Raw genomic sequence first — 24,872 nt, 5'->3', positions numbered from 1 at the left:
GATAACAAAGAAACTAATTCAAAGCACATGCTATTATAAATAGGAATGTTAAAATGACACGATGTCCAGAATGCAGTAAAGAAAACAGTGAAGATGCAAGTTTCTGCCAGTACTGCGGAACAAAATTTGCACACCTTGAAACTGAAAAAAAGGCTGTTTTGGAAGATAGCCAAATAGAATCAGATTCAAATAAGCATTTTGATCTTGAGTCTAGATCTACACGTGATTTAATTATATCCATCTTAGTAATTTTAGATACTATCCTTATTGGATTTATTTTATTGTATCCATCTTACTCAAATTCGATGTACATCATTGGATTTGATTTAATTGTATGTATAATTCTCTTTGTTGATTTCATACAAAATAAGCGGTCAGAAGAGTATAATTCATCTGTTAAAGAAGATGCAATTGATATTTTTTCAATGATACCTTTACTGGTATTCGTTCTACTTCCTTCCGCATGGACAAATTATTTTGCTTTTGCTAGGCTATTTAAAATAGTTATACTACTTGAGAAGGGCAAGAAACATATTTTTAACTTTTTTCAAAAGACTAATTTCAGTTACCTGCTTATCACGTTTTTTATCCTTATTTGTGCAGGATCTGTTACCATGTTAGTGATGGAAAGTTCACCTGCTGACGAAATTAACACGCCTATGGATGCTTTATGGTATGTTATAGCCACAATATCAACCGTTGGATATGGTGATGTAACCCCCGAATCATTTGGAGGTAAAATAATTGGAATTTTCTTGATGATTGTGGGTGCTGGATTTTTCAGTTTGCTAACAGCATATTTAGCTTCATGGTTCATGGAAGAACATGAAGAGGAAGAAGATGAAATTAAAAACAAAATAATAAACATGGAAAAATCTGTAGATGAAATGAAATCAGAAATAAAGGAACTCAAAGAGCTTTTAAAAGAGAATAAATAATTTACTTCTTTAAAGTAACGAAATTATTTTTTTATAATGTTCATTTTCATGGGAATAAATGTTATTCCATTATTTGTTGCTGGTTCTCCTGTAATATTAAACCCTAACCTTTTGTATATTGGAACTGCATATATGGATGAATTAACCGTTATTTCGCGCAGTTCCTGATTTTTTTGCAGGCATAACTCTAACGCTTTTGCAAAAAGTGTTTTGGCAATGCCCTTGCACTGATATTCCTTATCAACAAAAAGCAGACTGACATGGCAAAAATCCATTATTGCCAATACTCCCACAAGTTTTTTCATGTCAAAGCAGCCTAACATGAAAATTTTCTCATTTTCCATCATTTTTTGAAGTTCTTCGGGTTGTATAAATTCTTTAAATGTATTGATTCCTTCCTGGGGATATTCATGGGCTACAAATTCTGAGAATACTTTCCAAATAAATGTTGATGCTAGATTAACTTTGAGTAGTTCTATAGATTTAATTTTCATCCTAAAAACTCAAAGAATTAGTAAAGAAAATAAATAATTAATTTTTAACTTAAAGACCTGCAGATCTCAACAGCTTTTTCAGCAGCTTCTTCCATTGATATCTCAAATGGAATTCCGGCATCACGTAAAATACGCTGACCTTCTTTTTCATTTGTCCCTGTAAGCCTGATGACAATGGGGACCTTATGATCTGCACTGTTTAAAACAGTTATAACTCCATTTGCAACATCATCAGCACGGGTTATTCCGCCAAGCACGTTTAAGAAGATCACTTTAACGTTTGGTTCGCTTAAGACAAGATTTATTGCACGTGCAATACTTTCCTGTGACGCTCCACCGCCTATGTCTAAAAAGGTAGCTGGTTTTCCGCCGTAAAGGTTGATCATATCCATACCTACTAAAGTAAGTCCTGCACCATTTCCAATTACGGCAATATCGCCGTCAAGGGTTACATATGCAAACTCTCCTTTTTTGGCTTCTTCAAGGTCTGCAAACTCGTTATGTCTCCAGAGAGCATCATCATCAACTCCGAATTTTGCATCTGCTGCAATAAGTCCTTCTGGAGTTAATACAAGCGGGTTAATCTCTGCAATGGTTGCATCGTACTTATTAAATACATTGAACAACTTCAAAATGAATGTACCCATTTTCGAAATCAAATCATTGGGAATTCCCATTTTTCTTGCTATTTCCCTTGCCTGGTAAGGTAGGAATTCATCTAAAGGGTTAATATGGTATTTAACTATCTTTTCAGGGCTTTTTTTAGCCACTTCTTCGATTTCCATACCTCCTTCAGTGCTTGCCATTATCACAGGCTTTTTAGCAGACCTGTCCATTATCACGCTTATATAAAATTCAGATTGGATATTGACTTTTTCCTCGATAAGGAGCTTGATTACTTTTTCGCCTTTAATTTCAGTACCTAAAAGTTCTTTTGCAACTTTCCCTGCCTCTTCAGGACTATCTGCAAATTTTATTCCGCCGGCTTTACCCCTGCCCCCAACAAGAACCTGAGATTTTAGAGCAACTGGCTTACCTAATTTTGCTGCAGCGTCTTCTGCCTCTTCAGGGTTTTTTGCAACGTAGCTTTCAGGTACAGGAATACCTTCATTTTTAAATATTTTTTTAGCACTGTATTCAAAGCATCTCAAATCTAATCCTCTCCAATAAGATCCATGCCAGCTTCAAATGCAGTGATGTTCTTTTCTTCGGTTCCTTTTGGCACGCTTGCTGCGATAGCATTCCTTGCAGCTTCCTCTGATACTACTTTTGTTGCTTTTACTATGGCTCCAACCATCACTATGTTGGCTACAATGTTGAGTTTAATCTTTTCTGTTGCAGTTCTTGTTGCTGAAGCTTTAATATAATTGATATTATGTTCTTCGATGAATGATGATATATCTTCTTCTTTTATCATGTCTGGGTCAACTATCAATGTTCCCCCATCTTTAAGATCATTTAAATATGCCATCAATGCTTCATTGGACATTGCAATGAAAATATCTGGCTTTTGAACTTTAGGATAATCAATTTCGCTGTCACTTATAACTACCTCTGTCTTTGAAGCCCCGCCTCTTGCTTCAGGGCCGTAAGATTGTGTTTGAACAGCAAATATATTATCATAAAGAGAAGCTGCCTTTCCAATAACGATACCGGCCAGTATTATTCCCTGACCACCAAATCCAGCAATTCTTATATCTTTCCGCAATTTAATCCCTCGTATTTTTTTTAACTTTTATAAGCCGCTTTAATAGATTCTGAGGGAGTTCCATTTTCACATTTTTCATTTACCAGTTCACAAAGCCTTTCTGAATATTCAGGCATGCTTTTATCAACAAATTCTCCCACAATTATTTTTCCTTCAAGTTCTTCTTCGCTCATGTTTACAGCTTTTTCCTTCAAGACACTGTTCTTTTTCATGAAGTCCATCATCTCAAGGGGAGTCCTCATCCTGTTTTTCCTTCCGAAATAGGTTGGGCACTGTGAAATAACTTCAATGAATGAAAATCCTTTATTTTGTAAACCTTTCTTAATGGAAAGTGAAAGCGGCATGGCGTGAGTTGTGGTCCACCTTGCAACATAGGTTGCCCCAGCTGCAGTTACAAGATCTGCCAGACTGAAAGGTCTTTCAAGAGCTCCATATGGTGCTGTACTTCCATAACTCCCTTTTGGTGATGTTGGGCTGATTTGCCCTCCTGTCATACCGTAAATACTGTTATTTATACATATTACAGTGATGTCTATATTTCTCCTTGCACCATGAATCAGGTGGTTACCTCCAATAGCCGCAGCGTCCCCATCTCCTGTAAATACAACTACATCAAGGTCAGGATTTGCTAATTTAACTCCTGTTGCAAATGTGATCGGTCTCCCATGTGTTGTATGAAGTGAATCGCATTTTATATAACCTGGTATCCTTGAGGAACATCCTATTCCAGATACCATTACGATGTTATCAAGATCAAATTCTGCCATGTTCATGCCATTGAAGAATGTGTTCATAACAATTCCATTTCCACATCCTGCACAAAAGATATGTGGGAGCCGTTCTTTCCTTAAATAGTCTGTATAACGACTTCCTGTTAGTTTAGTAGCCATTTTTTCATCTCCTGAACTTATTCTAATAATCTGATTATTTGCATGATTCTATACTTTTCAATATCTCGCCTGGGCGGTGCATTTCTCCCCCGATTTTTGGGAGTAGTTCCACATCTGCCGCTCCACAGATAACCCTTTCCACTTCATGGACTATCTGTCCAAGGTTCATCTCTACAACGAATACTTTTTTAGCCCCTTCTGTTGCAGATTTAATTATTTCCTCAGGGAAAGGCCACACTGTTTCTAATTTAATATGTCCTGCTTTAATACCTTCTTCTCGAGCTTGTTTTACTGCTGTGATTGCAGATCTGGAAGGTGCACCATATGAAATAACAACAATATCTGCGTCCTCAGTATACAACTCTTTAGCCCTGCATATTTTATCTTTATTTTTAAGTATTTTATTGCAAAGCCTTTTCACGAGTTTTGAATGAGTTTCTGGACGTGAAGTATCAGGGTAACCTCTTTCATCATGTGTGAGTCCTGTAACATGCATTTTATAACCTGCTCCAAATGGAGGCATTGGTGACACGCCTTCGGGGTCTGCTTTATAGGGTAAGAATGTTTCTGGTCCTTCTTCAGGCATTCTTCTAGGGGTGATTTTAACGTCATCAGGCACTGTAATTTTTTCTCTCATATGCCCTACAATTTCATCACCCATTACTAAAACAGGTACTCTGTATTCTTCGGCTAAGTTAAATGCCTCTACTGTAAAATCAAAACATTCCTGTACAGAAGACGGTGAAAGAGCTATTAATTCATAATCTCCGTGTGATCCCCATCTTGCCTGCATCATGTCTCCCTGAGCTGCCATTGTGGGCTGTCCAGTTGAAGGGCCTCCCCTCTGCATGTTAACAATTACGAGGGGGGTCTCTGTCATTGCAGCGTAACCTATATGTTCCTGCATTAATGAAATTCCAGGCCCTGATGTTGCAGTCATTGCTTTTTGACCGCCCCAAACTGCCCCTATAACCGCACCAAGTGCAGAAATTTCATCTTCCATCTGTATAAATGATCCTCCTTCTTTAGGTAAAAATACCGCCATATCTTCAGCGATTTCAGTGGAAGGAGTTATTGGATAACCTGCAAAGAATCTGCAGCCTGCTTTAATAGCACCTCTTGCGCATGCTTCGTTACCCTGTATGAAATAATTTTCAGTATTCACCATTTTAACGTCTCCAATTTTAATTATTTAGGTTATTCTTCTTTCTCTTCAACTCGTATAGCCTGATCTGGGCACATTAATGCACATAAACCACATTTAGTGCATCGTTCTTCGTGCTCCGGAGTTGGAAGACGAACTCCCTTTTTATTAGGTTTTTTTGATTGTTCATAAACCTTAAAGGGGCAAAATTCTGTGCATATGTTGCACCCCTTACATAGTTCTTTATCGACTTTTATCATGTTATCACTGGGAAGTTTATAAAAGAATAGAACAGGCAAATCAAAGATTATAGTTGTGAATTAAATACAAAATCTCTGATTTGTTGTATGTAAAAATCTACGATTTCATGGCCTCAAATATTCCATGTTCCGGCATCCATAATTTTTGGTTTGGATGTGTGAAATTACATTTTGCAACGGGCAAAAAACTTTTGATTTTTTGCATGTGCCAAAACCATAGATTTAACATTTTAAATGATAATCTTAAATGAATATGTGTCAGTAGTTATATAAAAATAAATGTATCATAAATTATGCCAATAATTCTTATTTTTTGAAACAGACGCAATAACCTGATTCTGTTTTATATACTGAAAGTTCTTCTGTTGCAACAAAATCATATAAAATTCCGGCAATATCTACATAAAAAAACCATTCTCCAGTTTCACTTTGAATCATGGCAATTAACATCTCTAAATAATCCTGTAGGGGCTGGCAAAATAAAGTGCTTTGATCTAAACCTTTTTTATCTGCTTCATGCTTGAGAACCTTTTCCATCTCAGCATCAGATGATTTTAGTTTTTTCCAGACATCCACACATCTTATGGCAAATTTTAAATCGCTATATATTTTTAAACTGTCCATAAAGTCACCACAAAAAAGTAATTTCAGTGGACTGTAATTTTATCTAGTCCTCAATATACTCAACATACATCAAAGGGTACTTCAACTCCTCAATGTATTCCATCCTCAAAACCGCTTTTTTAGCATCATACTTCGAAACTACTCGTATGTCAAGCATATCTCCGTTTAAAGATACATAATTGAATTTACTTTTAGCTTCTTCAAGCATCTTACGATCTATTTTTACTTCAACTTCTTCAATGCATGGCTGGAGTTCCATTGCTTCTTTTATGGATTTTTCAAGTGTTTCTGCACTTTCTGAATTTACAGGTGTTCCAACAAACTGATGGAACAGCGCCCCCATTGTAATTGCACCTTCAAAAATTACCCTTTCTCTGCTTGAAATATTTTTGAAATATCTATCTTCAATGTCCATTAGAATCTACCTGATTTCTATATTTACGTGGTACTAATTATAAAATTTGGCATGTATATTTGGATTCAACCTCCAAATATTTCATATTTGGGGTTTCGGAAAATTCATTCTGAATTTTCCTTCAACCTCCAAAAATCCTATGGATTTTTGGGGTTTCGAAAATCTCGAAGAGATTTTCTTCAACCTCCAAAATTTTTTGTTAAAAATTTTGGGGTTTCGGAAAAACTACGTTTTTCCTTCAACCTCCAAACATATCGCTCAAATTGGAGATCTGTGACGCTATCTGGTCTCCTGGAACTGGGAAGAAGTACCCATATACTAAAAACATTGTAAGAGCAATTGTAGTCATAAAAATGAATATCTTATCTTCTTTTACTGGATATAGATAACTTAAGACTAAACCTATCCCTAAAAATGCGCTTATTAGTAAAGGAGCATATGGAAATGGTGTTTTCCCATTATCTGTATTTGCTGCCTTTGAATATGTGAATGGGACTATTTTAGTTTGATTTGCCTGTATAATCAGCCTTTCTTTGGATGATCCAAGGGGATAACATGTATATAAAATAAGAGTTTTTCCCTGTTCCAGCGGTAACTGATATGATGCAGGAACAATATATGACCTTACCACATTATACTGAACATTTCCTATCCCTGGCCAGGATACAGTTATATTATCTCCCACTTTAAGTTTGTCCAGATTCACAAATGGAGAACTGTAAAATGTCCTGTGCCCTGCGAGTACTGTAGTTCCGTAACCCGGTTTTGAAGATAGGGGCTCATAATATACTCCGTAATTCACGGATTTGTTGTTGATATTTTGATCAACACCTATTTTTGGTATTTCAAGAAAAGGAGTGTCTGATTTATTTAAAACAACATCTTCTGTTGTTGCGTAGAAACTTACTTCCACCATAAAATAAAGGGAGATGATAACCATCCCCGCAATGATAAAAAGTGTTGATAACTTCATGTAACCTTTTTTTATTGCTTATTATTATTAAGGTTACTGTTATTCACCATGAGTTATCATCTGAGTCTTGCATAGGCTAATCCGCCTGCAGCTAAAATACCTCCAATTACGAATGGGAAGTATGGAATCCCTGTATTTTTAGTGGATGCTGATGCATTATCTGATGCTGCACTGGCGGTCGGTACTGATGCTGATGTGTATTTTCCGGTGCTTGATGATGAACTTGAGCAAGGCCAGTAGTAAGTGTATGTGAACCATTTGGTACAGTCTGCACCTAAAGTAACATCCCATGCTGCAATTGCTCCGTTCATTACGATGTCTTTATCTTTGAATGTCGCTTTTGGGTTACTGTATATAAGTTTTGAATCAGTAGGTACAACTGGGGCTCTTATTATTCCTGATACTCTGTTATCCGCTCGATTTGTAAGCTTGAATGTGAAAGTACCTTTCCATGATTTAAGATCCAGATTTGGATTAAGTATTTCTATTTCATTTGGCTGGAACCATGATGCATCTATACCTGGATCTGGAATTATTGGCCAGTAAATGCTGTCTGAAGCGTTTTCATTAACTATGACTGCTTGATCGCTTGCACCGTTAGGGTATACTCCCATTGATCCAAGTGCATAGACTGTAAATGATACTGTTTTTGTTTGTCCGGGTTGTATTTTCCATCCCCAATCTCCACCTAATTCTGGACTAACTGCATCAACCATTTTCACTGCTGATGGATTAGTGTCATATACAACCCATTTTATTGTACTATCGTCAGCCAAACTACCTTGGTAGACATTGCTTATCTTAAAATATTCAACATGGCTTCCTCTATTTTTTATAGTTACAGTTATGGTGGCGACAAGGTTGCTTAAACCAACATTGGATTGATTATATTTTATCCATGTTGTTGCCCCATATACTGCATTATTATCTGAATTTGAACCTATTATTCCTATAAATGCTACTACTACAATTAATACAACACATATCTTGTTTATATTCATTAATATCCCCTTTTCCCCTTTTAATAATATATTGGGTATGTGTGACATTTATAAATGGTCCGATTTACCACACATACTTATTTTGGATGATTATCCGTATATCTGTTTTAGCTCCTTAATCATCCAGTTAGGAGCTTGCTGGGTTGGAACTGTAAGTATGACATTGTTCATGTTTTGTATAAGGAATATTGCATTTTCTCTTGGAACCTCTAGTAACAACAGGTATTGTGCGTCAAGTTCTCCTAGGTTTGATGTTCTCTCGAAATCTGATAGTCTCCAACCATATGAGTTCAATAAGGAACTTACTTCAGTTTGATCCCAGTTATTAGCAGCAGCAGCTTTTAAAAGCTCATCAACATCTTCAGATGCTGATTCACTGCGTGAACTACCTGAAACTAAATTACTCATGGCAACAGTCTGTGCATGGGACTTGTTTGCATTTATGGTTCCGCTGTCTTTGGCTCTTAGAATTGCTAGAACAGTTGCCCCACTTATTTGAGGAGTACCATTTGTTGTTGACACAGTAGTGTTTGAAGTGGTTCCATTCATTAAATACACGTCAACAGAATTCCCGACATTTATAAGGCCTCCAGCAGCCTGCAGTCTGGAAATGATTATTGGAATAGCAACAGTATCTGGGGTTTTAATGACCATTTGGGATAAAACAGTAGCATCCGCTTGATTAACTATTGTTTTAGCATCTGTAACCTTTACTATTGAATTCTTCTGCGTACCTGTACTGTCATTGTACGTTATCATGACTCGCCCATAGGCATCTTTTTGTGTATTAATCTGTTGATTCTGATATTCTCTCCACGCTTCTGTTGCCGGACCCAGTACATCTATAGCATCTACCTGATCAGGCGTAGTGGCGCTTGAAATTTGGGCTCTCAGATTTATTCCCCGTGCATCTGTTGCCAGCGGTCCTGTAAAGTAAGTATTAACTGCGGCAAGTTTTGTTTGTTTGGCGTTTGATAGCGTGTCCTGATAAGGTGCATAAACTAAAAAGTAGTAACCTGCCCCAACAAGTACAATCAATATAATTCCAAAAACTGCAGCCCCGACAAGAGTCTTCTGATCATCATCAGGGATTCTCCTTCCAAAACCACCCATTCCCGGTCGTTTATCTTCAGGCCTCTTTTGAGGAGGTTTTAATCGTGGTTTTGCACCAGGTTTTGCACCGGGTTTTGCCATAGGTTTAGGCATAGGTCTTGGCATTTTCCTTTCGGGAGGAGTTTTCATTTCTTCTTTTTTATCCTCGTCTCCTTTTCCAGTTACTTTGCCTACCATGCCTTTAAGGCGCCCTCCTATATCGGAGTCATCCTTTTTATTGTTATTCCCCCTAAGATCAGGAGTATCTTTATCGTCTTTCTTTTTTCCACGTATCTTATCTAACATTCGGACCACTTCTAAAGAATTTAATGTATAAATCTATAACTGGTACAATCAATAAGTATAGTAGCATAATAATAAATAAAAGCTTTGCGGGCAAATATGTGATATATGACAAAATGTTTTGAGGTAATAGCGTTGCTATAATTAGTATGCTTCCCACAGCTAACGTTGTAATGCCTCTAAATTTAGGATATTTGACTGTGCTTATCATGAATAAGGATACAACAGTCATAATAACTAATGCTAAACCTGCATTGAAAAATCCTGAAAGATAAAATGACGAAAGTATCAATGCTGTGGAGGGGATAGGTAACCCCACAAACTTGTCATCATGTGAATCTGTAATTACATTGAACCTTGAAAGTCTTAGTATCCCGCATATGACTATTAAAAGAGCTACGATTATATTGAGGTATAATATTCCAGAAGATTGGCTTAATATATATAAAAACATTCCTGGAGCAACTCCAAAGGATATAATGTCTGATAAAGAATCGACATTCTTCCCAAAACCAAATTCGTCTTCTCTCTTTAATTTTCTAGCAACCCATCCGTCTAATGCGTCGAATATAACTGCCAGCAACATAAGCTTGGCAGCTAATACAAAATTACCGGTAGTTACCATTATAATTGCTAAAAATCCAGATGAAGCGTTTGCGATTGAAACTATATCTGCAATAGATGTAAAAGATTTAATATTCATATTTGCCCTCGTGTGTAATCATTGATAATTGTTATAAATATATTTATACTAAAATCATCTGTAACAGTGCATGTAATTTAACTGAAATATGGGTTATTTGGCATGCAATATACTTATATTAAGATGGTTTGAATTTAGTAATGATTTTGGATCAAAATAAATTTTGGGAATTAATTTATATTAAAAGAAAATTTGTTTCGGATTGAAACAGTATATTAAAAAAAGTTGTATGCATCTAATTAGCTATTACCATTTTAGCCATTATTGTTTCTGCTGCTTTTGGTTTTTGACCTTCTTTAACCATTAATTTGCATTTTTCGTAGGGCACAATTAAATCTACTCTAGATCCAAATTTTATCATTCCTAATCTTTCTCCTATTTCGACACTGTCTCCTACATTGACATATTGGACTATACGCCTTGCTACAAAACCTGCAATTTGAATAACTCCAATTTTTCCATATTCTGAGTCAATTACTATTAAATTCTTTTCTTTTTCAGTTTCGGTTTCAGCATCCTTAAATGCCAGTTTAAATTTCCCAGAGAAGTGTTTGGTCTTTACAATTTTTCCAGAAACAGGAGATCTATTCACGTGGACATCAAAAGGAGACATGAATGTACTTATCCGAACCCCTTTTTCCCCTTTTTTTAATATATGTTTCATAAGGGGATCATCGTATTCAACTATCTCTATTTTATCAATTTGTCCTTTGAGTACTCTGCCATCTGCAGGGGCCACTACAACACCTTTCTCGTGAGGCACCCTCCTATTTGGGTCTCTGAAAAACTGCATAATAAATGCTACAATGGAAAATAAGATTAGACTTACTAAAAAATATCCAAATAAAAATGGTAAGACTGCTAAAGTTAAAAATACTCCTGCTTTTTTTAAAGTTCCTTTAACGAACATGAGAATCACAAATTTTTAATGAATGTTAGTGTAATGAATTTACAAATGTAATGGATTTACAGATTTTTTATGTTCCATCTATAAAATTATTTGTATAAGGATATGTATTTCATGAATTGATTTGCACTTGAAATTTTGAATCTTTTTTATGTTTAAACGAGTGTCAATACTAAAAATAGAACTTCAACACATCCATATTGTTTAAAAAAGAATTTATTTAGTTTTCTTTTAAATTGGGATATGCATTTAATTTACTATCTTATCAATTCATAAAAGTTTATATAATTATTCTGCTTAATTGTCATATATTATAGAACATATTTATTGGGAGTACTATTGGGATAAATTTGGGCATATTTATTTATAGTTTTTTATATGTAGGAATTGTAATAGTATATTAAAATAAGTATGCAAAATCATGCAAAATCCTATGGATTTTGCGGCCGAAAAATTTTCAATTTTTCGACGGTATTCAAAAATTCCTTGAATTTTTGATACCCCGAAAATTCTTTGAATTTTCGACGGCCTCAAAAAAACCATAAGTTTTTTTGGGTTCAGAAAATTAAAAATTTTCCTTCAACCTCAAAAAACCATAAGTTTTTTTGTGCTGTTGAACACTGTAAAAATTCTCTGAATTTTTACGGTTGCAAATCTCTGATTTGCAAACATTCAAAATCTCTGATTTCGAAATCTCTCGAAATTCCTAGAATTTCGGGGTATTGAAAATCATAGGTTTTCAAAAGTTAGAATAATATTTAAAAAAATTATTTATTATTATGTGTGGAGTTTACCATGAGAAGTAAGACGTGGTATTGATGATAGAAAACAAAATTAAGACTTTAAGGAAAGCTGCAAAAGTTTCAACAATGCAAACTTCAGATAAAATATGGTGTGTAATAGCCGGTAATGAAGAAATGATTAATAATATTGCATATGAAGCTATATTAGATAAAGAAAGAGTGAAGATACTTTGCAGGGAACACATTACCTCAAGAGAGTCATTTGTAACCAAAAAATTTGATTTCATTATGTTATATGGTGACGCGGATAAAATTAGAAATCTAAGTTTAATATCTAAAGAAGACGGCGGAGCTTCCCTTAAAATAGCTCCTTATTATATTGGGGAAGAACCCAACTTAATGCTGACTGTAGGGCCTGAAGATCATATTAAAAAGTTCTTAGGGGACCTGGAAAAAAGTACAGCTAAGGCATCATTTCTTTTAGAAGATAAAACTACTGGTTTTATAGAATCTGATGTTTATATAACCCGATGGTTACCGAAATTTGCTCGAGATATTGCTGACCCTTTATTTAAAATGGCAGATGTGGCTTTATCAACAGTTTTAATATCAACTGAAGAAGAATATATAGAGAAGATCAAAGAAATTGCAAAGTCAAACAAAATATTTGTAATAAGGTTTAATGATATTTTAAAGGAGGAATAAAATGAATCTTTTTGGAAAGAAGGAAGAAACAGAAGAAGTGAGGAAGGAAGGGATAACAAATACCTTAGGAATTGATTTAGGTACACTTAACACCGTTGTCGCAAAACCTTCAGGAGATAAATTTGATCTTTATAAAATACCATCAGTAGTAGCTGTAAAAAAAGAAGATCCATCTTATGTGCTTGCAGTAGGTGAAGATGCAAAACTAATGCTTGGAAGGACACCTGAGGATATTATAGCAGTAAGGCCACTAAGAAAAGGAGTTATAGAAAGTGTAGCTCAGGCAGAAGCTCTCCTTATTTATGCTATGGATAAAGGAGCAGGAGACTCCATGGATCATATTGATAGGATAGTTATAGGTATTCCTGGAGATGCATCTGAAGTAGAGAAGAATGCTGTAGAAGAAATCGGTAGAAAAGCTGGAGCAAGCTATGTTTTAGTTATAAGTGAAGGTCTTGCAGCAGCTATAGGTGCAGGATTACCAATTGCAGAAGCATCTGGTACAATGGTAATTGATATTGGTGCTGGATCAAGTGATATTGTGGTTATCTCTCTCGGTGGAATTACTGATATAGAAACAGTAAGACTTGGTGGAGATAATATTGATGATAACATTGTAGAAAAAGTTAAAGAGTTATACAATGTCCAGATAGGAATTCACGAAGCAGAAAAAGCTAAAATAGAAGTTGGAATGGTCCATTCTGGTTCTGATATTGAAACTATAAAGACCACTGCAATTGGAAAAGATATGGAAACTAACAAACCAAAAGAAGTTGAATTAGATTCAGCACTGGTAGCAGAAGCTGCAGAACCAGTTGTAGTTGAACTTATTGAAGCATTAAAAGTTATACTTGAAAGGATGTCTCCGGAACTTATATCTGGTGTTTACAAAGAAACCGTAGTTGTTGGTGGAACATCACAACTTAGGGGATTAAAAGAAAGGATATATGAAGAAGTAGGCGTTCCTGTAGAAATTTCAGATGACCCTATGACAGTGGTTGCAAAAGGAGCTGCTATTGTAGCTGCAGAACCAAGGGCACTTGAACCAGAAGTACGTCTGAAAGCCATGAAATAATGGAGATACTTAATATTTCCCCATTATTTTTATAAGTTCAAATACCAACCTTTTTATTAAATCAAAAACTTCTTTTTTTTAGATACAATGAAAATAATCGGCATAGATGAAGCGGGTAGAGGCCCTGTAATCGGACCTCTTGTTGTTTGCGGAGTAGCAATTGAAGATGATAGGCTTGAAAAGCTTGAAAGGCTTGAGTTAAAAGATTCTAAAAGATTAACTCCTGGAAGAAGAAAAGTACTTGCAAGGAGAATAAACAAAATTGCAGAATCTTACACTGTTAGCATAGAAGCTAAAGACATCGATAATTTAAGGGCTAAAGATGTCAATTTAAATGAAATCGAAAAAATTGCCATGAAAAAAGTTATAGGGCATTTTGATCCTGATATTGCTTATATAGATTGTCTTGATATTAAACCTCAGAGATTTTGTGATGAAATGGAAAGTGTTAAGGCGAATCTGAAAGTTATAGCTGAACATAAAGCTGAGGATAAGTTTCCAATTGTGGCAGCAGCGTCTATAGTTGCCAAAGTTGAACGTGATTCGGCAATTGATAAAATAAGGAAGGAATATAAAGATGTTGGGTCAGGATACCCCAGCGATCCTAAAACAATTGCATTTCTAAAGAGGTTTACCTATGAAAATTTGCCTGATTTTGTAAGGCGTTCATGGGCTACAGTTAAAAAGAACATGTAAACTACATTCATAAAAACCTATTTTTTTTAAATTTCCTAATTAGATCCAGAATAACTTCTTTTTTAAAAACAGTGATATAAGAAAGTAAAAGTAATCATACTGATCATTAATTTAATAATAAAAATTTCAGTAACTATTTTAAATCATTAGCACAAACGAAGATCATAAACTTGCAAACATTTACTGTTTGCATTCGAAATCCTAGATTTCGAAAGTATTTGAAATATGGTTTCGATAATCAAAATTAAAGAATTTTGAATGTTTACAAAACTCTCAAACCCGTATGTTTGAGCATAAAACATTATTTTTGCACTTTGATTTTGATAGATTTATTAAAAGGACACACAACAACTAAACTGAAACATGCTAAAATCAGTAGGACCAGGATACAATGATATATGAGTTTTTAAGCAGTACTTTCGGTACTATATTGGAGATGTTCCAGAGCGGGGGAATTATAACTTATATAATAACTATTATAGGAATATATGGGGTTTTAGCTTCCCTTGAGAAAATTCGTTATTTACGCAAGATATCAAAAGTTTCTCCACCATTAATTATGGGAACAGTGAACGATGCAATGGAAAAGGGAGGGTCTCTTGAAGCACTGCGTTCAATAGGCAAATATCGAAATCCCGTCTCAAAAATCATTTCAGAGGCCTTAAAAATAGGTTACAGAAATAAAACCGAAGTTGAAGATGCAATGGAACGTGTTTTCATAGTTGAGATGGGAAGAATGACTAAAGGCCTGGGCACAATTAAAATGATAATTGAAATTTCCCCTCTTTTAGGATTAATAGGAACAGTTTTAGGTATGTGGTATACATTTAGAGCTCTTGGAATGGGTGCAAGCTCATCCGGAATGGCTGAAGGGATTTATATAGCTTTAATTACCACTATAGCCGGACTTGCTGTTGCAATAATTTTGGTGCCTCTTCATTCTTACATCACAGGTAAAATAGAAGATGAAATGGATAAAATAGAGATAGCTAAGAAGATGACCAACTGGAATTCTGCAGTTATGAGAATAAAAGTAGCAACTGATCCTGAAATGGCTGTTGAAGCTTTAAAAGAAGCTGAGGGAATTGTAAAAGTTAAAGAAATCGAAGATTATGATGCAAATGTTTTAGTAGCTTTAAAACCCAGTATGCTTGAGAAAAGTATTCACAACATAATTATGGAAAAATGCAATACTAAAGCGGAGATTGTTGAAAGTAAATTAATGCAGTAAATCATTAAAACTCTTTAAATGTGCAAGGAAGTTATTCAATGGTTTTAGACGTAAACAGATATAGAAACAAAGTGAAGAAAAATACTCCTAAATTCAACATGATTCCATTTATTGATGTTGTTTTTACGATTCTGATATTTTTAATGGTTACAAGTAGCTTCGGTGCTGCTGCTGATCAGACGCAGTCTACTTCTGGAAAACCACAGGTAACACAAAGCAGTGGGACATCTGAATATTATCTGGTTCCAGTTGCAGGTTTGAAGAAAGTTACAGTTAATGGACAGGATATGTCCAGTTATATACGAAACGGTGCAATTGCAGTGCATACAAAAGTTATTGATGAGGGAGAAATAGTTATAAAAGCTAAAAGTGGTGAAATCATCATAACTACTCCTCAGGGATTCCCTACAAATAAGGCTGTGAAAGCGCCTAGTTAATGGATAGGGCTAATTATTGATAAATTAAAGTTAACAGTAAAAAAAATAAATAATTTGATATATACGTTTAACAGGTGAAAAAATGTATCTTGGAAGAATGTTAGCAGTTGGAAGCACAGAATCAGGAAAATTTGTTGCATATAGAGTTTCAAGCAGGTCTTTTCCAAATCGGATGGTAAATGTATTTGAAGACAGAGCTGCAATTGTACCAAAGGAAGGACATGAAAAAGATGTTTTTGTAAACCCCTACATTGCTTATAACTGTATCCGGATCGTGGATGACGTTGCTGTAGTTACAAATGGTTCTCATACTGATATTATTGCAGAAAAAATAGATTCAGGTATGAGTATAAGAGATTCAATTGCATTAACGTTACTTACAATGGATTATGAAAAAGATGAATTAAATACTCCACGTATTGCAGGCGCTACAACATTAGATGGAGATTCTTATATTGGGATTGTTACACATGATGGAATCATAGTTGAAAAGGTCAAAGAGGATCAATGCAGTTATATTTCAACATATGAACATACAAAGCCAAATGATGTTGAATTTGTTTGCAGTAACGCTGAAGAAGCGGCTAAATTTATATATAGTGGTGGAAAATTTGAGGAATTCACCAATCCTGTAGATTCAGTAGCTGCATTTGCAGAGGATAATGAGTGGAAAATCGGCTCTTTATAGTAGATATCAGCATGGTGAATACATGGACATCAAGATCATCGGAATTGAAAATATTCCATTAATTACAGAAGGCAATGACATTGCTGCTTTAATAGTAGATGCCATGAATAGTGATGGTATTAATATTAAAAATGGAGATATCTTTGTTATAGCTGAAACAATAGTGTCTAAGGCTGAGGGAAATAAAATTAATCTTAAAACTATTGAACCAACTCAAAAAGCGTTTGATATTGCAGAAAAAACAGGCAAAGACCCTCATGTTGTAGAGGCTATAATTCAAGAATCCAATGAGATATTGAAGGTAGGTCCTGATTTTATAATTAGCGAAACTAAACATGGATTTGTATGTGCAAATGCAGGAATAGATGAATCAAATGTGGAAGATAATATGGCCACACCTATGCCTGAAGATCCAGATAAAAGCGCATCTCTTATAATGAAAAAAATAGAAGCACTAACTGGAAAAGAAGTTGTTGTAATTGTATCTGATACTCAAGGCAGGGCATTTAGAGAAGGAGCTATTGGTACAGCAATTGGTATATCTGGGATGAAAGCTCTCTGGGACAGGAAAGGTGAAAAAGATCTCTACGGCAGAGAACTTCAAACTACAAGTATCGCTGTTGCAGACGAATTAGCGTCAGCAGCATCAATTTTAATGGGTCAGGCGGATGAAGGAATACCTGTTGTTATAATAAGAGGAGTTAACTACGTTAAAATATTAAAAAGTAGTAGTTCCACAGCTAAGGATTTGGTAAGGCCTAAAAAATATGATGTATTTAGGAAAACTTAAATTATATAAACTATAGTCATATTTAAACCATCATAAAGTTGTTAATATAAAGGAGAGTCCTGCGAATAAATAATTTTTGAGGACTCTAAATCTCAAAAATAGAATTTTGAAGATATGAATTAAAGTATCAAATCCCTAAAAACATGCGGGCTGCGATTTTCAAAACATTCATATACTCCAAAAGATATTGAGTATTTAAATATTGGGGATTGGCACAGTTGATCTCCACTCTAGATCATTAATTACAAAAAAAACTTAAAGACGAGTCCTATGATAACAATACTTTCTGGAGGAACCGGAACTCCAAAATTAATTCAGGGAATAGCTCGAACAGCTGATCCTGATGATATCAACATAATTGTAAACACCGTAGAAAATACATATATATCAGGAAACTACATAGCACCAGATATAGATACTGTGATGTATACTCTCGCAGGAATTATAAATGAAAATACATGGTATGGTATTAACAAAGATACATTTATAACCCATGAAACTTTAAAAGAAATGGGATATAATGAGATCTTAAGAATTGGGGATAAGGATCGTGCCATTAAGATTCAAAAGACCATGCTAATGGAGAAATATCCTCTTTCTAAAGTCGTAGATATTCAAAGAAAAAAATTAGACATTAAGTCAAAGATCATTCCAATGAGTGATGAACAATCGAATATCAAGATTATAACAGATGAAGGTGAAATGAGTTTCCATCAATTTCTGGTTGAAAAAAAAGCACAACCTGAAGTGGAAGATATAATATATGCTGATGTAAAACCTTCAGATGATGTAATAACTACTATTGAAGATTCAGATATGGTCATAATAGGGCCATCTAATCCGATAACATCCATAGGGCCAATAATCTCAATGAAAGGAGTTAAAGAAGCTCTTAAAAACTCTTATGTTGTTGCAGTATCTCCAATAATCGGTGGAAATCCGGTAAGTGGTCCCGCAGCAAAGTTTATGAATGCAATGGGCTACGAAGTGTCATGTGAAGGAGTTGCAACAATTTATAAAGAATTTATGGACAAGTTTATCATAGATGTTGAGGACACCGAATCTGAGAAAAAAATAGAAAAACTAATATCAAAGGTCGTTATAACAAACACAAACATGAAGACCATCAATGATAAAGTGAGGTTAGCCAGAATTATTTTGGGTGAAATTTTATGATACAGATGACTTTAATTCAAATTGATAATTATGGCCCATGGACAGTCACTCCTGCTCCAAGGGCTGAAGCAGATCTTCAAATCCTGCAATCAGAGCTTTATGCTGATCTTCAAAGACAATTTGCAGCTAAAGGTGGACTTGTTTTCTTTACACGTTTTGATAACATGCTTGCAATTACTAACAATGTAGATATGGAGGACCATAGACGAATCCAGAAATCAATAGGTAATAGATACCCAATAACTGTGAGTATGGGTGTTGCAGCAGCTGAAACACCATATGAGGCTCAAAGAGATGCCACAGCAGCTCTTCAAAATTACGGCGGGGCACAATCTGAAGAACGAAAGGAAGTTCTGGCTATAGATGGTCTTGTAAATAAAGAGGACAGCTTCGTTCAAATTGCCCATATAGATATAAATGGGATTACAGATTCTTTAACTGACATAATTCCAGCTTATGATACTTCTTTTATTGTAAATAGAGTTCAACACTTTTTAATGAAAAAATTAATCGAGAAAGGTTCGCTTGTCTTCTTTATAGGTGGAGATAATTTTATGTCTCCATGTAATGGACTCAGTCCTGAAGGACTCCTAAAAATAGTGGAAGAGATCGAAGACGAAACCAATATAGCACTTAAAGCAGGTATTGGAAAAGCTCCTACTGCTGAAAAAGCTGCTAATCTGGCAGATCTAGCTCTTGAAGAGATAAGAGGTGGAGTTACCTACGATCTTGTTCATGTAATGAACAAAAAATAGCGGATTAATTATTCTATTTACATTTTTTTACTTTAATTAATAATTTTTTTACAGGTGATTTTATTAAAGTTTTAGCGCCAATGGCAGGGATAACCGATGGGAATTTTTGCCTGAAAATGGTTCCTTATGGTTTTGACATGGTAACACTTGGTGGCTATAACTTAGATAAGCCGACTATAAATGCAGGATGCAGTATTATTAAACGAGGAAGGCGGGAATTCAACATAAATGAAGAAAATGTAATACCTTCCATTAAAAAAGAAGCAGATCTAATTAAAAATTCCTGGAAAGGAACTGTATCTGTTAATCTACGCTCAGTTTCATTTGAACCTATCATTGAAGTATCGAAATTACCAGAAATTGATGTGGTAGAAATAAATGCACACTGCAGACAGCCTGAAATAATGGATATTGGCTGTGGACAGGCACTTCTTTATGATACTCATAACTTATACAATTTTACAAAAAATGTGGTAAAAAGAGCTGAAAGTAAAGTATCGGTTAAGATTAGAGCAAATGTCCAGAATGTAGATGATATTGAAGTTTCAAAAGCTGTTGAAAAAGCCGGCGCTGACTATCTACATGTAGATGCCATGAAACCCGGATACAACCATGCAGATTATAATATTATAAGGAAAATTAAAGAAAACACTGGAATATTTTTAATAGGCAATAATTCTATCCATGATCTTAAATCTGCACGTGATATGCTTTCTGCAGGTGCAGACGGGGTATCAATAGCAAGAGTTACATTAAAAGGAAGTGTTCCTTTTGATTTATCCCAGATATAAAATATTAAAATTTTAATTAGTATATTTACGATCAAATATATAACATATTTACTGCAAACTTATATCCAAAGGTGATTGCATGTCTTTTATAGAATTAGAAAACGTCACAAAAACATTTGGTGGCGTGGAAATTTTAAAAAATTTGAATATAACTATAAATGAAGGCAGCGTATTGGGAATTTTAGGTAGAAGCGGCGCTGGAAAATCAGTACTCATTAATATGCTTCGTGGAATGAAGGAATATAAGCCTGATAACGGTAAGATTATCTTTAATATTGCATTTTGCCCTAAATGTTATCGGGCTGATCCTCCATCAAAAGTGGGACAAAAATGTTCCTGCGGAGGGGAATTTGAAGCAGAACGTGTTGATCTGTGGGATACTGATAGAAAAATATATGCTGCAGTTAGAAAAAGAATTTCCATAATGTTACAGAGGACATTTGCTCTTTATGAAGATGATACTGTAATTGACAACGTATTAAAATCTATTAGTGGTCATGATGAGGAAGAAAGCACTTATATGGCTATAGACCTCCTTGAAATGACGCAAATGACTCACAGGATAACTCACATTGCAAGGGATTTAAGTGGTGGAGAAAAACAAAGGGTAGTACTTGCAAGACAAATAGCAAAGGAACCTATGATATTCCTTGCAGACGAACCTACAGGCACACTCGATCCAAAAACTGCTGAACTTATACACCATGCTTTACTGGAAGGTGTAAAAGAGAAGGGTACTACAATGATTATAACTTCTCACTGGCCTGAAGTTATGAGAAAACTTTCTGATTATGTAATATGGCTTGAAAGGGGAGAAATAATAGATGAAGGTAACCCTGAAGAAGTTGTAGCCCGATTCTTAGAACAGGTCCCACTTCCTGAAAAGAAAGAGGAATTCGTGACTGGCGGTCCAATTATTGAAATGGAAGATGTCAAAAAGCATTATTACTCCATCGAAAGGGGAGTAATTAAAGCTGTAGACGGTATAACTTTGACCATCGGCGAAGGAGAAATCTTTGGTATTGTTGGTTTAAGTGGGGCAGGTAAAACAACTCTTTCAAGAATACTTTACGGGTTAACAGAGCCGAGTTCAGGTAATATATCTGCAAAACTTGGGGATGACTGGATCGACATGACTCAATCAGGCCCACTTGGAAGGGGAAGAATAAAACCTTATTTGGGCATTCTTCATCAAGAATACAGTCTTTACCCTCATAGGACTGTTTTAGGGAATTTAACAGAGGCTATAAGTTTAGAATTGCCTGCAGAATTTGCAAAAATGAAAGCAATATACACGCTTAAAGTAGTTGGATTTGATGAAGAATATGCTGCAAGCTTATTAAATAAATATCCTGACGAATTAAGCGGCGGTGAACGCCACAGGGTTGCTTTGGCACAAGTTTTAATAAAAGAACCTAATATAATCATTCTTGATGAACCTACTGGAACTATGGACCCAATAACTAGAGTTCAGGTTACAGATTCTATAATAAAGGCGAGAGATGAATTAAGTCAGACTTTTGTTATAATATCACACGATATGGACTTTGTACTTGATGTCTGTGATAGGGCTGCTCTTATGAGAGGTGGAAAAATCCTCAAAATAGGAGATCCGAAGGATATAGTGGAAGATTTGACTCCAACTGAAAAGAAAGAAATGCTTACTGAAGAATAAATTCAATATTTTTTTTCAGATTTAAATTAGTTTTATTACTGAAAATTAGATTTTCAGTTAAATTTAATAGATTTATACTAATGGAGGAATATAATGGTATGGGAAGATTCACCATCACACGTATGTAGGGGAGGGGACAAAAGGGCGTTGGCATTTTGTTGTCCGCCGGTTAAACCTTGCCCAATTATATATGCACTTGAAGATGCAAATCTTAGTTCTCAAGATTATATAGCAAAAAAAGAAGAATTTGGTAAAAAAACAAGGTTAGGTCAAGGAGAAGGAACCTGTTTTGGTTCTCTTGTCTGGTGCTGTAAACCATCTAAACCATGCCCTTTAAGGGATATGGTAATGAGAAGGATAAACATGAGCTCTGATGAATATATGGAACTTAAAAAACAGTTATCTGAAGAGCTTGTAGGCATATCTGAATCATCACAGGAAGAAGTAAAAGCACTTGCTGATGCTTTTGATATTCCAGAAGAAGAAGCAACTACCGTTCTTCAAGAATGTGGAAATGATCTAAGGATGGCTGCAAAGATTTTAAAGATGAAGAGCCTTGAATCAGGCAAATAATCAAAGACTCTAAATATATTTTATTTTTTTATCCAATTGGTTTAATCTTAAAGGTTAAGCCAATTAAATTTCAATTATGAACTGGAGATTTAAATATGGGCTGGACACCTCTTTTCCTGCAGATGGAAAACAAAAATGTTTTAATTGTTGGTGCGGGGGAAGTTGGAGCTCGGAGAGCCCGTAGATTTATTGAAGCAGGGGCTAATGTCACTGTAATAAATGAAAAAGTTCCAAATGATCTTGTTGATCTTGGGGCTGCTTTCAAACCGTTAGATGAAGTTGAAAAATGGGTTGAATGGTCAGATCTTGTGGTAATAGCCACTGGAGATCATAAATTAAATGGGCGCGTGGCAGAATTAGCCAAAGGAAAACTTTTAAATAGGGCTGATTATCCAGATGAAGGTAATTTAATTGTTCCTTCTACTTTTTCTATAGGTGACGTGCAATTTTCGATATTTACCGGTGGAAAGAGCCCTCTTATGGCAAAAGAGTTAAGAAAAAGAATACAAAAAGTGATACTGGAGGAAGATATTTTACAGTTGGAACTCCAGAATTTCACAAGAAATATTTTAAAAGAAAATATGAATGATCAAAAAAAACGTAGAGATTATTTATATAAAATTTTAAATGATAAAAACATACAGGAATATTTAAGGCAGGGAAATTTAGAGGATGCTAAAAAATATATCAAACAGCAGTTAGTGAATTAACACCACCATTTACAAAATCCCTTGATTTTCACTGGTTTTAATGATTTAAATATTATTCGGGGGCGTAAAATGATTCTAAATATCAGAATCGACCATAATACAGCAGATATATGTACAATGGAAAAGTCTACTTTCCAGATGGATGAAATCTTTGCAAAAATCAAGGATGAATACTCGGTATATGAGTACCTCCAGATGAAAACATGTAACCGTGCTGAGCTTTATTTAGTTTTAAATGATTGTTATATTGATAATATTGATTTCCTTGATTTTGTAGTTGAAACTGATGATGATGCATTAAATCACCTTTTAAGACTCTCTTGCGGATTAGAATCTATGATAATAGGTGAAGATCAAATATTAGGGCAGATAAAAGACGCGAGAAAAAAGCATCTTAGAGAGGGCTATGCGGGGGATCTTTTGAATACGGTGTTTACAAAGGCTATCCATGTTGGTCAGGTAGTTCGAAAAAAAACCAATATCAACAAAGGATCCATTTCAATAGGTTCTGCAGCAGTAGAACTTGCAGAATCAGTGCACGGGGATTTGAAATGTAAAAAAGTCCTTGTAATTGGAGCTGGAAAGATGGGAACGCTCGTTGCAAAAGCACTGGTTCAAAAACATCTTAAAGCCATAGTAGTGGCAAATAGAACCCATGATCGTGCAGTAGACCTTGCAAAAGAGCTTGGAGGATATGCAATCCATTTTGATAGGCTTGATGAGGCTATGAGTGATGCTGATGTTATAATAAGCGCTACTGGAGCACCCCACCCTATTTTAACATGTGAAAAAATTAAAAATGCGGTTTCACCAGAGAAGCTGGAGAAGCTTGTGATAGTTGATATTGCAAATCCAAGAGATGTAGAGGAAGATGTTAAAAAACTTGGGGTTAAATTATTTAATATAGATGATTTAAGGGGAATAGCTGATAAAAATAGAAAGTTAAGGGAATCTGAAGCTAAAGATGCTGAAAAAATAATTTCTGAAGAACTTTTACTTCTTAAAAAATCTTTAAAACGCCTTGAAGTTGAATCTCTTATTTCGGATATAAGGAGAAATGCAGAAAAGATAAGGTCTCATGAAACTGAAAAAGCATTTAAAATGCTCGGAGACATTGATGGCAAGGAAAAAATAGTGGAAGACCTTACTCAGGTGGTAGTGGATAAAATTTTCTGTGATATCATAAGAAATATCAAAAATGCCGCTGAAAATGATGACAAAGAATTAATTGAAAGTGCAAAAAATATTTTTAAGTCCCTAGAAAAGCCTAAAAAGCATGAGGGTTTGCCAAGTCAAAGTTTATGTGCAATTAGAACGAAAAATGATGCATAAACTAATTAATTCATTTAATATCTTTATTCAAAATTTGATAAAT

Annotated in this window: 28 protein-coding genes; 15 read left to right on the top strand and 13 right to left on the bottom strand. The window is 34.9% G+C overall.

Features of this window, described 5'->3' with window-relative positions; all coding sequences use genetic code 11:
* Positions 1–53: 53 nt before the first annotated feature.
* A complete protein-coding gene (locus EJ01_RS03020; RefSeq protein ID WP_048080427.1) occupies positions 54–938 on the top strand; it encodes a potassium channel family protein in 885 nt (294 codons plus the stop codon).
* A 23-nt stretch (positions 939–961) separates the two neighbouring features.
* Here EJ01_RS03020 and EJ01_RS03015 read toward each other — a convergent pair whose 3' ends face one another.
* The 13 genes from EJ01_RS03015 to EJ01_RS02955 form a co-directional block, all read right to left on the bottom strand.
* Positions 962–1,432 carry a GNAT family N-acetyltransferase gene (locus EJ01_RS03015; protein ID WP_048080426.1) on the bottom strand — a complete coding sequence of 157 codons (471 nt, stop codon included), beginning with the start codon at positions 1,430–1,432 and terminating at the stop codon, positions 962–964.
* Between the two features lie 44 nt (positions 1,433–1,476).
* Positions 1,477–2,583, bottom strand: coding sequence for an ADP-forming succinate--CoA ligase subunit beta (sucC, locus tag EJ01_RS03010; RefSeq protein WP_048080425.1), 1,107 nt, complete (start codon positions 2,581–2,583; stop codon positions 1,477–1,479).
* Positions 2,584–2,585: 2 nt separating this feature from the next.
* Positions 2,586–3,140, bottom strand: coding sequence for a 2-oxoacid:ferredoxin oxidoreductase subunit gamma (locus tag EJ01_RS03005; protein ID WP_048080424.1), 555 nt, complete (start codon positions 3,138–3,140; stop codon positions 2,586–2,588).
* A gap of 20 nt (positions 3,141–3,160) precedes the next feature.
* Positions 3,161–4,030, bottom strand: coding sequence for a 2-oxoacid:ferredoxin oxidoreductase subunit beta (locus EJ01_RS03000; protein ID WP_048080423.1), 870 nt, complete (start codon positions 4,028–4,030; stop codon positions 3,161–3,163).
* A 34-nt stretch (positions 4,031–4,064) separates the two neighbouring features.
* Positions 4,065–5,198, bottom strand: coding sequence for a 2-oxoacid:acceptor oxidoreductase subunit alpha (locus EJ01_RS02995; RefSeq protein WP_211251401.1), 1,134 nt, complete (start codon positions 5,196–5,198; stop codon positions 4,065–4,067).
* Between the two features lie 29 nt (positions 5,199–5,227).
* Entirely contained in the window at positions 5,228–5,434 is a 207-nt protein-coding gene (locus EJ01_RS02990) for a 4Fe-4S dicluster domain-containing protein (protein ID WP_048080422.1), read from the bottom strand.
* 306 nt (positions 5,435–5,740) lie between these two features.
* The gene (locus EJ01_RS02985) at positions 5,741–6,058 is read right to left on the bottom strand and encodes a hypothetical protein (protein ID WP_048080421.1); all 318 of its coding nucleotides are present in this window, start codon (positions 6,056–6,058) and stop codon (positions 5,741–5,743) included.
* 43 nt (positions 6,059–6,101) lie between these two features.
* The gene (locus EJ01_RS02980) at positions 6,102–6,473 is read right to left on the bottom strand and encodes a dihydroneopterin aldolase family protein (protein WP_048080420.1); all 372 of its coding nucleotides are present in this window, start codon (positions 6,471–6,473) and stop codon (positions 6,102–6,104) included.
* A gap of 238 nt (positions 6,474–6,711) precedes the next feature.
* Positions 6,712–7,446 carry a class E sortase gene (locus EJ01_RS02975; protein ID WP_048080419.1) on the bottom strand — a complete coding sequence of 245 codons (735 nt, stop codon included), beginning with the start codon at positions 7,444–7,446 and terminating at the stop codon, positions 6,712–6,714.
* A gap of 56 nt (positions 7,447–7,502) precedes the next feature.
* Complete coding sequence (locus tag EJ01_RS02970; protein ID WP_048080418.1) at positions 7,503–8,447, bottom strand: hypothetical protein; 945 nt, start codon at positions 8,445–8,447, stop codon at positions 7,503–7,505.
* 90 nt (positions 8,448–8,537) lie between these two features.
* On the bottom strand, positions 8,538–9,845 hold the full coding sequence (locus EJ01_RS02965; RefSeq protein ID WP_048080417.1) for a DUF515 domain-containing protein: 1,308 nt from the start codon (positions 9,843–9,845) through the stop codon (positions 8,538–8,540).
* Entirely contained in the window at positions 9,835–10,545 is a 711-nt protein-coding gene (locus EJ01_RS02960) for an archaetidylserine synthase (RefSeq protein ID WP_048080416.1), read from the bottom strand. Before EJ01_RS02960 ends, EJ01_RS02965 begins: the two co-directional genes overlap by 11 nt.
* Before the next feature lie 235 nt (positions 10,546–10,780).
* Positions 10,781–11,455, bottom strand: a complete 675-nt coding sequence (locus EJ01_RS02955; protein WP_048080415.1) for an archaetidylserine decarboxylase — start codon at positions 11,453–11,455, stop codon at positions 10,781–10,783.
* An 815-nt stretch (positions 11,456–12,270) separates the two neighbouring features.
* On the opposite strand from EJ01_RS02955, the gene EJ01_RS02950 reads away from it, so the two are divergent.
* The 14 genes from EJ01_RS02950 to hemA all read left to right on the top strand — a co-directional run bounded on the left by EJ01_RS02950 (position 12,271) and on the right by hemA (position 24,829).
* The gene (locus EJ01_RS02950) at positions 12,271–12,900 is read left to right on the top strand and encodes a hypothetical protein (protein WP_048080414.1); all 630 of its coding nucleotides are present in this window, start codon (positions 12,271–12,273) and stop codon (positions 12,898–12,900) included.
* Between the two features lies 1 nt (position 12,901).
* On the top strand, positions 12,902–13,975 hold the full coding sequence (locus tag EJ01_RS02945) for a rod shape-determining protein (RefSeq protein ID WP_048080413.1): 1,074 nt from the start codon (positions 12,902–12,904) through the stop codon (positions 13,973–13,975).
* Between the two features lie 87 nt (positions 13,976–14,062).
* Positions 14,063–14,671 carry a ribonuclease HII gene (gene rnhB / locus EJ01_RS02940; RefSeq protein ID WP_048080412.1) on the top strand — a complete coding sequence of 203 codons (609 nt, stop codon included), beginning with the start codon at positions 14,063–14,065 and terminating at the stop codon, positions 14,669–14,671.
* A gap of 391 nt (positions 14,672–15,062) precedes the next feature.
* A complete protein-coding gene (locus EJ01_RS02935; protein ID WP_048080411.1) occupies positions 15,063–15,902 on the top strand; it encodes a MotA/TolQ/ExbB proton channel family protein in 840 nt (279 codons plus the stop codon).
* Between the two features lie 38 nt (positions 15,903–15,940).
* Entirely contained in the window at positions 15,941–16,339 is a 399-nt protein-coding gene (locus EJ01_RS02930; protein ID WP_048080410.1) for an ExbD/TolR family protein, read from the top strand.
* Between the two features lie 82 nt (positions 16,340–16,421).
* Entirely contained in the window at positions 16,422–17,027 is a 606-nt protein-coding gene (locus EJ01_RS02925) for an IMP cyclohydrolase (RefSeq protein ID WP_048080409.1), read from the top strand.
* 22 nt (positions 17,028–17,049) lie between these two features.
* Positions 17,050–17,817: a coenzyme F420-0:L-glutamate ligase gene (locus tag EJ01_RS02920; protein WP_048080408.1), complete on the top strand. Its 768-nt coding sequence runs from the start codon at positions 17,050–17,052 to the stop codon at positions 17,815–17,817.
* 270 nt (positions 17,818–18,087) lie between these two features.
* Complete coding sequence (cofD, locus tag EJ01_RS02915; RefSeq protein WP_048080407.1) at positions 18,088–18,993, top strand: 2-phospho-L-lactate transferase; 906 nt, start codon at positions 18,088–18,090, stop codon at positions 18,991–18,993.
* Positions 18,990–19,748: a GTP cyclohydrolase III gene (locus EJ01_RS02910; protein ID WP_048080406.1), complete on the top strand. Its 759-nt coding sequence runs from the start codon at positions 18,990–18,992 to the stop codon at positions 19,746–19,748. Before cofD ends, EJ01_RS02910 begins: the two co-directional genes overlap by 4 nt.
* A gap of 80 nt (positions 19,749–19,828) precedes the next feature.
* Entirely contained in the window at positions 19,829–20,539 is a 711-nt protein-coding gene (locus tag EJ01_RS02905; protein WP_048080405.1) for an MJ0144 family RNA dihydrouridine synthase-like protein, read from the top strand.
* Between the two features lie 79 nt (positions 20,540–20,618).
* Positions 20,619–22,214, top strand: coding sequence for a methyl coenzyme M reductase system, component A2 (gene atwA, locus EJ01_RS02900; protein WP_048080404.1), 1,596 nt, complete (start codon positions 20,619–20,621; stop codon positions 22,212–22,214).
* 93 nt (positions 22,215–22,307) lie between these two features.
* On the top strand, positions 22,308–22,787 hold the full coding sequence (locus EJ01_RS02895) for a methanogenesis marker 9 domain-containing protein (protein WP_048080403.1): 480 nt from the start codon (positions 22,308–22,310) through the stop codon (positions 22,785–22,787).
* A 95-nt stretch (positions 22,788–22,882) separates the two neighbouring features.
* Positions 22,883–23,497 (top strand): precorrin-2 dehydrogenase/sirohydrochlorin ferrochelatase family protein, encoded by a 615-nt coding sequence (locus tag EJ01_RS02890; protein ID WP_048080402.1) that lies wholly within the window; start codon positions 22,883–22,885, stop codon positions 23,495–23,497.
* Between the two features lie 69 nt (positions 23,498–23,566).
* On the top strand, positions 23,567–24,829 hold the full coding sequence (gene hemA, locus EJ01_RS02885) for a glutamyl-tRNA reductase (protein WP_084689109.1): 1,263 nt from the start codon (positions 23,567–23,569) through the stop codon (positions 24,827–24,829).
* The last annotated feature ends 43 nt before the right edge of the window (positions 24,830–24,872 follow it).

This window comes from Methanobacterium veterum (assembly GCF_000745485.1).
Taxonomy (GTDB): domain Archaea; phylum Methanobacteriota; class Methanobacteria; order Methanobacteriales; family Methanobacteriaceae; genus Methanobacterium_D; species Methanobacterium_D veterum.
The sequence above is the reverse complement of the archived record's forward strand: the minus strand, read 5'-3'. Positions and strand labels throughout refer to the sequence as shown.